The sequence below is a fragment of the Motilimonas eburnea genome, assembly GCF_021295345.1.
Classification (GTDB): Bacteria; Pseudomonadota; Gammaproteobacteria; order Enterobacterales; family CBDFNC01; genus Motilimonas; species Motilimonas eburnea.
On sequence record NZ_JAIMJB010000004.1, the window covers coordinates 195,805 to 207,937 of the forward strand.

Here is a 12,133-nt window from a genome sequence, read left to right on the forward strand (position 1 = left end):
AAATTTGGCGCGATTTTACCCTAACCAAACTTAAAATATTATCTTTATGTTAAAAAAAACGGTGCTAAGGTTTGTGTCCTTAGCACCGTTTATGAACTGAGCTTAATTTAGGCTCCTTCTAAACTTCCGTCAACATCAACGTTGGCGGCTTTACCCGCTTTACGGCGTTTGAAAAAATCGGTCACATTGATTCCAAGTTTCAATAAACAGGGAGTAAGGACCAATGTCAGCACAGTCGCAAATGCCAAGCCACCCGCAATGGCTGTCGCCAACTGCGACCACATCTGGGTGCTAGGTGCGCCAAACTCAACAAGGCGATTAACAATATCAACATTGGTTTCTAAGACCATAGGCATGAGGCCTAGTACGGTGGTCACTGTGGTCATTAAGACGGGACGAAGGCGCTGGGCACCTGTGCGCAAAATAGCCTCGACAGCCGTCATCCCTTTGCTACGTAAGTAGTTAAAGGTGTCGATCAATACAATATTGTTATTGACGACAATCCCCGCTAGCGCAATCACACCAATGCCTGACATGACTATACCAAAGGGCTTTTGCGTTAAATATAAGGCAAAGAACACCCCCACGGTAGAGAACAATACAGCACTTAAAATTAACCCAGCTTGATAGAAGGAGTTAAATTGGGTGACCAAGATGATCGCCATCACAAACAAGGCCACCAGAAATGCCTGACTTAAAAAGGCCGACGACTCTGCTTCGTCCTCATTCTGGCCACGAATTTTAATGCTTAGCCTAGGGTCGATATCCATGGCCGCCAATTCCGCATCAATGCCAGCCAATATTTCATGCAGCTGATAACCAGGCGCTAAATCAGCACTGATGGTAATGGATTTACGTCCATCAACCTTGTGAATAGTGGCTTGCTTATGGGCCGCAGACAACTCAACAAAGTTAGTAATGGGCACTTGACCATGGCTGGTTTTGATACGTAATTCATCCAGTCGCGCCAAGCTGCGTTTATCTTCAGGAAAGCGCACCCGAATATCTAACTCATCGTCAACATCATCAGGGCGGTATTCACCTAGCTTCACCCCTGAAGTGATAAATTGCACTGTGCTACCGACTAAAGCAGCATCAGCACCGTAGCGAGCAGCATCAGCACGATCAACATTGAGTTGCCATTCAATACCAGGTTTGTCGCCGTTGTCTTCGATGTTAACAAAGTAGCCTGAGTTCACCATTTTCTCACGCATCATCTTAGCCGCAGGCTCTAGTAACTCGGAAAAACGCGAATTAAGCTCTATCGCCACATCCTTTTCTGAAGGGGGTCCCCCTTCGTCCTTTTTGATCACAATGGTGATACCCGCTAACGCTTGTGTACGTTGATAAATGTCCTCGATGACCTCATCGGCTGGACGTCGGACTTGCCAATCAAATAAGTTCACCCGGATGGTGCCGATAAGATCGTCTTCATTGTTACCTGAGCTACCCGTTTTCACCACCAAGGTGTCAATGTCATCCATGCCCAGAATCTTGTTTTCAACCTCGGCCATTAAGGCGTCTTTTTCATAAATTGACAGGTCGCCATAAGAGCGAACTTTTATATTAAAGCCTGCGGGCTCCATATCAGGGAAAAAGGTAACGCCAAGATTAGAACTGCCATACAAGAAGATCACCAACACCGATACCACTAACGCGGAAAGGAGAGCAAGAAAAGGATACTTGATAGCACGGTTTAAAAAGCGCACATACTTTCCGGTAAAACCCGGTAAAGTCAATATGTTACCTGTTTCAGCCTGTAGCAATGCTTGTTTGTTTTTTTCAGAAACGGGCCTTGCCTTACCAAATATTCCCCCTAATGCTGGCACAAAGACTAAAGCCATCAACAGGGATGCCAACAAGGTGCAAATAAGGGTTAGGGGCAGATATTGCATAAATTCGCCCATGATCCCAGGCCAAAACATGAGTGGCGCAAAAGCCGCAAGGGTGGTCGCCGTTGACGCTGTGATTGGCCACGCCATGCGCTTAGCAGCAAGGCGATAGGCTTGTTTTTTGGGGATCCCTTCTGACATTTCACGATCGGCATACTCGGTCACCACTATCGCCCCATCAACGAGCATTCCTACCGCCATGATCAAGGAGAACATCACCACTATATTAATGGTCATACCAAAGATAGCTAAGATCAAAATGCCGGTTAAAAATGAGCCCGGAATCGAGATCCCGACTAAGGCTGCACTGCGAACGCCAAGAATGGCGACAATCACTATCACCACTAAGATGATGGCCGAGCTAACATTAGCTTGCAATTCACCTAGCATGTTTTTGACTTCTTTTGACTGATCGCCAGCGAAATCAACCTTGACATTCGTTGGCCAAGCCTTACTTTCCTCAGCCACCAGCGCACGCACTTTCTCAACCGTGGAGATCATGTTTTCACCCGGTCGCTTCACCACCTCTAACGCCAGAGTAGGCTTGCCATTGACGCGAGCAAATGACTCAGGATCCTTAAAGGTTCTTCTTATGGTGGCGACATCAGCAAAATAAACAACCGTATCACCGTCTACCTTAATGGGTAGACTCATGATGTCTTGTAGATTACTGAATACGGATGGCACCTTGATGGGAAAACGGCCTTGACCTGTATCCATGTTACCGGCGGCCACTATCTGGTTGTTTCGCGAGATAAGTTGGTAAATATCGGCCGTATCTAGGTTATAGCTTTCAAGTAACAGGGGATCGACCAAGATTTCCATCATGTCTTCACGATCGCCTTGTAACTTAACCTCTAAGACCTCACGCATGCCCTCAATTTCATCTTGCAACTCACGGCTAATCGCCACCAAAGCACGCTCTGGTGCAGATCCAGAAATCAGTACGGTCAACGCCGGGTTCATACTGGCAAAGGTGATTTCATGTATGGTGGGCTCATCTGTGCCATCAGGAAGCTTAGCCTTAGCTAAGCTGACTTTTTCTCGCACATCGGCCAAGGCATCTTTTACATCGATACCCACGTTAAATTCCATGGTCACAGAGCCATGACTTGCCAAAGCCACCGAGGTCATTTCTTTAATGCCCTCTATTCCCTTGAGTTCTTGCTCAAGTGGTCGCAATAACAAACGCTCAGCATCTTCGGGTGAAATGCCTTCGTGATGTACCGAAACATAAAGAAACGGAATTTGGATATCTGGATTCGATTCTTTAGGGATATTGCTATAGGTGACTGAGCCGGCGATGAGTAGCAGCAGTAACATCATGACGACGGTGCGCGCACGTCCCAATGCGGCATCTATCATACTAACCATTATTTGCCTCCGCGCTGACAGCAATCACTTTGTCGCCAGGGTTAACAAACCCTTGACCTACAGTAATGACATCAACAGTGCCCGTAAATCCTGCCAACCAAACCCCATCATCTTCAGCTTTCACGACCTTAATGGGGGTAAAGACCACATGCTCATCAGAAACGGTTTTGATCCCGAGCTCGCCATCATCATCTAAGGCCAACACCGCCGGCGTCACTTTTATCGCCATGGTCTCTTGTAAGGGAATACTCAGCTCAGCACTGAGTCCGGCTAAATAGGTTAAGTCGGGGTTATCGATCGCCACTTCAATCCGAAAGGTATTGGTGGCCGCATTGGATACTGAGGAGATATATTTTATGGTTCCAGCCACATTATCGTAGTTGATCAATCTTGCATGGGCGGTTTGCCCCAGCTTGATTTGGTTAATGTCTTTTTCGGTCACATCACCCACCACAATAATCGGATCGATATCAGCCACTTGCGCAATGGGATCGCCAATGCCTAAAAAGTCGCCCTGCTCGACCATTCTTTGGTTAAGAATGCCTGAAAAAGGAGCTTTGATGAGGGTTTTTTCGATTTGTAAAGATAAGCTTGCAACGGATACCCGTGCGTCAACTAATGCCGCTTCAGCCTCAGCTAACCTTGCTTTACCCTGAAAGCCTTGAGTGCTTAACTTTTTAGCCCCGTTGTATTCAATTTCTCTTTGTCTTAGTAATGCCTTCGCTCGGGCTAACTGCTCTTTACGATCATTCATTTCCAATCGCACAATGGGATCGCCCTTGTTCACTAACGCACCACGCTTGGCATAAACTTCAACCACTTTTCCGCTCACCTCAGCACTCAAGGTTGCTTGGCGGCTTGGTTCACTGCGGCCGTATAAGGTTAAATCTTTAACCACCGACTGCGCTACAAACTGTGCCACCCGCACCTTAGGTAACACTTGCTCGGTCTCAGCTTGCTTAGTTTCATGTAAATCGGTTTGCTCTTGAGCTTGCCCAGAGAGCATCCATAAAAGTAATAGCACGGTAAGAAAAATGGCAATGATATAAGGTCGCGTTGCGAGCCAATTCGACACAGCAGCTGGGCCAGGCATGATTTCTCCTTGAATAAATGACGTTTCGTCATCAACAGCTAATATTGATTCCATTAGATTACATTATCGAACCGCAAAATGATATTTAGATGATAAAAAATGCAGTTTGATTTTTTTCATCCTAATGGATATTGGGTTAAGTTTCTGACTGAAAGTGCGGTTTAGTAACAAATACGGCCCGCAACTGGTAGGCGATCACTTTTATTAAGTGATTGATATTGATTAAATAATATACAAAATAATGGAAGTATGATTACGCTAATAGTTAAAAGCCACCCTAGCTGCAAGATCGCAATCATAGGTGGCTAAAACACTATATAAATAGTAGGACGTTATATGCTGAAGCTAGAGCCGCAACCACAGGTCGAGGTCGCGTTTGGGTTGTTAACTAAAAACCTTGAGCCTTCGAGTCCTTCAGTATAATCGACGGTACCGCCCACTAAGTATTGTAAACTCATCGAGTCAACGACCATAGCAACGCCGTCATTATTGACTACCGTATCCCCTTCGTTTACTTTTTCGTCAAAAGTAAAACCATATGAGAAACCAGAGCAGCCCCCCCCTGTCACGTAAACACGCAAATTTAGGTTGGGGTTTTCTTCTTCAGCGATTAACGCTTTCACTTTATTTGCCGCGGCATCACTAAAGTTGATCGGTAATGCTGTTTCTACACCTGTCGACATCTGTCACCTCTAAACGCTATATCTGAGCTGATTATCTAATACCTGAGTAAACAGTTCAAGTATTCATCATTAACAAGACGTTTACCCTATGTGCCACCCATCTCTGGGTCTTTGTCAGCTTCTTGATCCTGCTCAGTGGCATCAGTGGGCGCATCCAGCGCTTCATCGGCCACCTGCTCAGGTTCAGACTCATCAACAGAGGTGGTTTTGAGCGCTTCACTGGGTTGGCTTGTTAGCTCATTAAGAGCAGAGGCGCTTTCTAGTGTCGGCTCTGGTGATGACTCTGGAGTCGGCTCTGGTGATGGCTCTGGTGATGGCTCTGGCGTGGGCGCAGCCACATAGACCTGTGACCAAGGATATTCAGCAGACCAAGATTGTGCTTGCTGATTAGCGCCCGCCAAATCAATCGATAGCTTAACATCCGCAGCTTGCATGCCATCAGGCAAGCGAATGTCACCTTCCAAAATTTGGAAATAAGTAAAATCCAAAACCATGTCAGGTTGATTATTTAACGCCAACGTCGCAAGGTCAGCCGTCACCGTTTGCTGCTGCGGATCTTGCCCGGTGATGGTAAAGGTAGCGGTGCCTTTAATGTGCTCACGCTCCTTGGCCAGTTGTACCAACACTAAACGGTATCGAATAAGACCCACTTCAACCTCGCTGAAGGTCAAAGAATCGATGGCAACCCCGCCAACCATTAGCTCAGGAGCCAGAATTTTTTGAAAAAACGCTAACTCTTTTCGTAATTCAAAGGCTTCATTCTGTGCCAAGGTTAAGGTTTGGTTGATAGAGACTAACGTCGCTTGTTGGGTCTCAAGTTCGGTATTTTTTAGGGCTAATGCTTGTTCAAGCTCGCCATTTTTCTCTCTAAGCTGCTGAATGTTATTTTGTAGTGGCACGATCATGGCAGCCGTGTCTTGGTAGCCCTTCTGCCCGGTTAGATAACCAACACTGAGCCCTGCGCCAATCAATATGGCCCACCAAGTGATCCGGATTAACTTTTTCAACCTTTTAACCTCTTGTATATGGAGAGTGAGAGTGTGCTTTTGGTGCTCTGGGTTTAATGTATTCGTTTATTTTTTCACCCATTTAGCCGCATATTATCAAAACTGCAAAATGTGCGCTGTAAAAAAAATATCTGCGCGGCACAGCCCCCCACCTTTTGTTTGACAACCAAAAAAGGTTAATCAAAGGTGTGAACGCTGCACTTAACGCGGGATTTTGCTATATTGCGTAAAAATTTTTTTCAAAGAATAGGACAACCATGAGCCAATCTTCACAACTCTTCGAGCAAGCTAAACATGTCATACCTGGCGGGGTTAACTCTCCTGTTCGCGCATTTAATGGCGTTGGCGGTTCACCCTTGTTCATTGAACGAGCCGATGGTGCTTACATATACGATGTCGACAATAAAGCGTACATAGATTACGTCGGCTCTTGGGGGCCTATGGTGCTGGGCCATAATGATCCTCGAATCAAATCTGCAGTATTAGCGGCGGTAGAAAAAGGACTCAGCTTTGGCGCCCCAACCGCGATTGAAGTAGAGATGGCAAAAAAAGTCCGTGAATTGGTCCCTTCAATGGAGCAAGTGCGCATGGTCAGCTCAGGTACTGAAGCCACCATGAGCGCCATTCGCTTAGCCCGTGGGTACACTAACCGAGATAAAATCGTTAAGTTTGAAGGGTGCTATCACGGCCATGCTGACTCACTACTCGTTAAAGCTGGCTCTGGCGCGCTCACTTTAGGTCAACCTAGCTCACCCGGTATTCCCGCGGATTTTGCCCAACATACCTTAACCGCTGACTTTAATGATCTGGCCTCAGTTGAAGCCTTATTTGATCAATACGGTGACGACATTGCTTGTATCATTGTTGAGCCTGTTGCAGGCAACATGAACTGCATTCCCCCTCATGCTGACTTTTTATCAGGTCTGCGCACCATATGTGATAACACAGGTGCCCTATTGATCATTGACGAAGTCATGACAGGGTTTCGCGTCGCACTTGGTGGAGCCCAAGCACATTATGATGTTGTTCCCGATCTCACGACCCTAGGCAAGGTGATCGGAGGTGGTATGCCTGTTGGTGCGTTTGGCGGTAAAAAGGAAGTCATGGAGTATATCGCTCCTACCGGGCCTGTTTATCAAGCCGGTACCCTATCGGGTAACCCGGTTGCGATGAGTGCCGGATTAGCGGCCCTGAATGCCCTTTGTGAGCCGGGCGTTTATCAAACATTAGCCGAAAAAACCGAATACCTCGCGAAGGGGTTAAAACAGGCCGCCGATGAGGCTGGCATTGCTCTTGCGATTAATTATGTTGGCGGCATGTTCGGTTTCTTCTTCACGGATGAGCCCAACATCACGCGTTATCAGCAAGTCACACAATGTGATATCGAACGTTTTAAACGCTTCTACCATTTAATGTTAGAGCAAGGCGTTTACTTGGCGCCTTCTGCATTCGAAGCCGGTTTCCTTTCTTTAGCACACAGCAAAGAAGACCTAGATAAAACGATCGCCGCCGCTGCGTTATGTTTTAAAGCGCTGTAACGACAAATTTGCGCAATGGTGAGCTCACCATTGCGCGCTATCCCGTCATTAGGCCAATCGCCTCTCATCGACCGGATATCATCGATTTACGCAGCGCCTTTCTCGCTACGATGCGATGCTCCATATCTATGAAAACCCCTATAGCTCCCTGTGCAGATATTCATTGATAATCTTCTCTGACAGCCACACATTGGTCCCGGCCAGATGACTTGTTTGTGCTTGGTTTTACTTAGTCGTGCTAGTTTTATAATTAACAATAGAAACTTATGCTCCGACTAAACCACAGCCACGCATACTATGTCGGTATGATCGAACCACTCAATTAACGTGCACTAGCAGGGTAACGTAATGAATCAAACTCTCGACCTTTCAGGCAATTGGCAACTTCGTAGTGACGCTGAACATAATATTAGCTGTGACATGCCCATTCCAGGAGACATACATAGCGCATTACTTGCCGCACAACATATCCCAGACCCCTATGTAGGAATGAATGAAGCTAAGGTACAGTGGGTTGGCCAGACACAATGGACAGTTAGTCACCATTTTAACCTTGATGCCAATCAGCTGAATGTTGAAGCAATCGAGCTCTGGCTAGAACAACTCGACACCATGGCTAGCATTAGCATTAACCAGCAACAGGTTTATCGGGCGAGCAATCAATTTAAACGCCATATCGTCGACATTAAGTCCGCGGTCAAACAGGGCAAAAATGAAATATCGATCACCTTTGAGCCTATTGCCCCTATCGCAGCAGAGCGAGCTGCTAAATTGCCCTTCCCTGTGCCTTGGGCGGTAGGGAATAACCAAGTCCCCCACATGAACACCATTCGTAAAGCCCAATGCCATGCAGGTTGGGACTGGGGCCTTTGCTTGTTAGTGGCTGGGTTATATCAAGCTCCGCAAATTAAGCTGATCCAAGATGTCAGCTTACGTTACCTAGAGCATAAACAGGAATTTAAAGGCAATAACTGCGAAGTGTCCGTTACCCTAGAGTTGTTTTCCTATTTGAATAAAAAACAAAACGTCAAAGCACAGCTGGGTGAGTTAGTCACAGAGCGAACGGTTAACATCGCGCCAGGCGTAAACCATGTCCAGTTTAGCTTTTTAGTCGAACAGCCCCAACTGTGGTGGCCAGCAGGGTATGGAGAGCAACCCCTCTACCCATTGAGCGTCAAAGTGCAGCAGCAAAGTATTGAACAACACATAGGTCTGCGTCATTTAACCTTGATCACCGAGGAAGATGAAGTCGGTGCAAGTATGATGTTTCGCGTTAATGGCCGCGATATCGTTTGTAAAGGTGCAAACTGGATCCCTGCAGATGCAATGCCAAGCCGTGCAACCAATGAAAAAGTTGAACAACTGCTGTCTGACGCCGTCGCCGCTAACATGAATATGATCCGAGTCTGGGGAGGCGGGGTTTACGAATCCGATGGGTTTTATCAAATGTGTGACGAAAAAGGCATCTTGATATGGCAAGACCTGATGTTTGCCTGTGCCCAGTACCCATCTACCCCCGAATTTATCAGCGACGTAGAAGGCGAGCTCGCACACCAACTAAAACGCTTACAACATCATGCCTGTATTGCCCTTTGGTGTGGTGATAATGAAGTGATCGGCTCTATTGGCTGGTATCCCGAATCTCGTGAAAACAAACGAAAGTATACGGTGAATTATGATCGACTTAATCGAGCTTTAGATTTCAATGTGTCGCAATTAGATCCAAGCCGGCGCTTCTGGCCCAGTTCTCCTTGTAATGGCGAATTAGACTTTGGTGATGCCTGGCATGATGATAACAAAGGTGACATGCATTTTTGGGATGTATGGCATAGCGGAAAATCATTTAGTGCTTATCGCGAGGTCAACCCGCGCTTTTGCTCTGAATTTGGTTATCAATCCTTTCCCTCATTTAATAGCGTAAAAGCCTATGCTGATGAGCAAGACTGGAACATCACATCTCCTGTCATGGAGTGGCATCAGCGCAATAACGGTGGTAATTCAAAAATCGTTGAAATGTTTACTCGATTGTTTCGATTTCCTGTGGGGTTCGAAAACTTCTTGTACTTAAGCCAAGTACAGCAGGCCATCGCCATCAAGACAGCCACCGAATACTGGCGTTCAACCAAACCTATTTGTATGGGTATTTTATATTGGCAGCTAAATGATGTTTGGCCGGTTGCTTCGTGGTCAAGTATTGAATACAACGGCCAATGGAAACAGTTGCATTACCATGCCAAGCGTTTTTTTGCGCCTTCCTTGGTCACCTTTGTTCCTGCTGAAGATGGCATCGACGTCAAGCTCATCAGTGATCATGATACAGATATCACCTTTGCTGGACAGTTAACCCAATATGCTTTTAATGGCGACATCGTCTCTACCACGCCAATCACAGCCATCAGCCCAGCCGATCAAAGCATCACTATCCATCGCTTAAAGATAAGCCATGATAGCCCTACCTTCTGGCACATTGAGCTTACCAGTGAAGACGGTCAAACTTATGTGGAAAATGACTACAACCCCCAAGCATGGAAAAGTTGTGAGCTAGCTGCTGCCAAGTTAGATTATGAAATGATTCAAGCAGAGGATGGGTTCTCTATCACTCTCAGCAGTGATGCCCCCGCCTTTTATGTCACCCTGAGTTGTGATGACTTGGGTCGCTTTAGTGATAATAGCTTCACTCTACTACCCAACCAGCCGCGTGTTATTCGCTACCAGCCTAGTCAACCCATTAGCATTGACGAACTTAATAAGAAAATTAAGCTACAACATTTAAAATCAAGCTATTAGGGATAAAGTAAGAGGCGAAAAAAAAGGGAGCATTCGGTGCTCCCTACTCAAAAAACCATTACAAAGGAAAGGAAATGGCTCTTTGTAAAATATCCACGTTTTCACTCCCTTGATAGGGCTACCACTGCGTTCCTTGCTGTGGGGTTTTTAGTAAAGTGAGGTGCAGTCACTTTACATCCACTCAATACACAATAGTTAAATAAATAACGCTTCAAAAGACTGCAAACGAGAAAATAGCAAACAATCGCCTAAAAACCCTAATCTTGTTTGCGTAAATTTCGTTAACTGGCTTGTGTTTTTCTTAAAAAACGTTAAAAACCCACGTTAAAACCGTAAAAAACATACTCTAAAATATTGTTTTAAAAGGACATAGCAAACCACATAGATAGCGCTATCATTCAGTACTTATTTATTATCCCTCCTCAATTTAGCCCCGCATAATGCATGTCATCTTATCTCCTTAGAAACTTGAGCAATATTTCCCCCGCCCCATCGATCAGGCTGACTGCCCCATCCAGATAATAAAACGGCGACAAACATAGGCAAAAGAAGCTTTAGCTTAAGTCTTTATCCATAAGGGTATTACGAAAGGAGGAGGTAAAGCCAAAGCATAAAAAAGCCGTGGCAAGGTGATAGCAAGAAAGAGTAGCTAGGGCCTGTTGACCTTTCGTGGTTAGTTTTTGTTCGAGTGGGAGACACCCTGTCTAAGAGCGTTTTGAGCAAGGCGAGCGGTGTGCAGCTTAGCATTCTAAGTAAATACCGCTCAACGACGCGCAGAATGCTTACGCCCGAAGGGCTTTAGCCGAATCCAAAGGACAGCGTTTGTTGGTCATTTCTACTGCGTTAGCACCTCTTCGCATTGATAGCTATGCCACAAAGATGCTGCCCACAACGATTGTTTTGTATAAATACCCAACAAATCACTGAAAAAACAATCTCCAAAGGTCAACAGGCCCTAGGATTTAGCAAAAAAAAAGCGCTGTTAAACAGCGCTTTTTTGCAAAATGGAGTTCATTTATTACTTCATTACGAAGTCAACGCGACGGTTGTCGGCCATGCCTTCTGGCGTGCTGTTGCTTGAAGCTGGGTTGCTCTTACCTAGGCTAATGGTTGACAGTGCGGCTGAATCAACACCAATTGATGTCATGTAGTTGTATGCAGACTCTGCGCGCTTGCCACCTAGCCACATGTTGTAACGCTCAGTACCTGAACTGTCAGTGTTACCTTGCAGCTCTACAGTAAGACCATTTAGGTTGATTGCGTCAGCAACACAACTCATGTGGTGTTTCATGCCGCGACTCAGCTCGTAGTTATCAAAGGCAAATTTCAATGGCGTAAATCCAACTACACGACCATCAACGGCTTGAACGTAGTTTTTACACTGTGAAGGCACGAAGAAAGCAACTTCTTCAACCACTTCCACTTCTTCTTTGATGGTACAACCAAACTCATCAACCACGTCACCCGCAGGCGTATCTGGGCACTGATCTTTGCTATTTGCAACACCATCGTTATCATCGTCACCGTCATGACAGATACCCGCAGCTAGCGCTGCAGTCATCACTGCTGTTGCGACACCACCCGCGCCAGACACGTCTAGCGCATAAGCAATACCATAACCAGCACCACCACCAATAACAGCACAAACGACAGGTGGGAAGCCATCATTCTGAGCTACACCTTCTGTCGAAGAACAACCTGAGACTAGCAAGGCTGAACTCACAGCGGTCGCCAAAATTAAATTTTTGTTCATTGTATA

7 protein-coding genes are annotated in these 12,133 nt (G+C 46.0%); 2 read left to right on the plus strand and 5 right to left on the minus strand.

The window, feature by feature from the left end; genetic code table 11:
- Positions 1–107 precede the first annotated feature (107 nt).
- From K6Y21_RS05755 to K6Y21_RS05770, 4 genes are all read right to left on the minus strand, one after another.
- Entirely contained in the window at positions 108–3,266 is a 3,159-nt protein-coding gene (locus K6Y21_RS05755; protein WP_233070823.1) for an efflux RND transporter permease subunit, read from the minus strand.
- Positions 3,259–4,413 carry an efflux RND transporter periplasmic adaptor subunit gene (locus K6Y21_RS05760; protein ID WP_233070824.1) on the minus strand — a complete coding sequence of 385 codons (1,155 nt, stop codon included), beginning with the start codon at positions 4,411–4,413 and terminating at the stop codon, positions 3,259–3,261. Before K6Y21_RS05760 ends, K6Y21_RS05755 begins: the two co-directional genes overlap by 8 nt.
- A gap of 278 nt (positions 4,414–4,691) precedes the next feature.
- Positions 4,692–5,042: an iron-sulfur cluster insertion protein ErpA gene (gene erpA / locus K6Y21_RS05765; RefSeq protein WP_233070825.1), complete on the minus strand. Its 351-nt coding sequence runs from the start codon at positions 5,040–5,042 to the stop codon at positions 4,692–4,694.
- Positions 5,043–5,128: 86 nt separating this feature from the next.
- Entirely contained in the window at positions 5,129–6,049 is a 921-nt protein-coding gene (locus K6Y21_RS05770; protein WP_233070826.1) for a DUF6776 family protein, read from the minus strand.
- A gap of 257 nt (positions 6,050–6,306) precedes the next feature.
- Between K6Y21_RS05770 and hemL the strand changes: the two genes are divergently transcribed.
- Both hemL and K6Y21_RS05780 read left to right on the plus strand, forming a co-directional pair.
- Entirely contained in the window at positions 6,307–7,587 is a 1,281-nt protein-coding gene (hemL, locus tag K6Y21_RS05775; protein WP_233070827.1) for a glutamate-1-semialdehyde 2,1-aminomutase, read from the plus strand.
- A 348-nt stretch (positions 7,588–7,935) separates the two neighbouring features.
- Positions 7,936–10,374, plus strand: a complete 2,439-nt coding sequence (locus K6Y21_RS05780) for a beta-mannosidase (protein ID WP_233070828.1) — start codon at positions 7,936–7,938, stop codon at positions 10,372–10,374.
- A 1,018-nt stretch (positions 10,375–11,392) separates the two neighbouring features.
- Here the strand turns inward: K6Y21_RS05780 and K6Y21_RS05785 are convergent.
- Complete coding sequence (locus K6Y21_RS05785; RefSeq protein ID WP_233070829.1) at positions 11,393–12,127, minus strand: OmpA family protein; 735 nt, start codon at positions 12,125–12,127, stop codon at positions 11,393–11,395.
- Positions 12,128–12,133 lie beyond the last annotated feature (6 nt).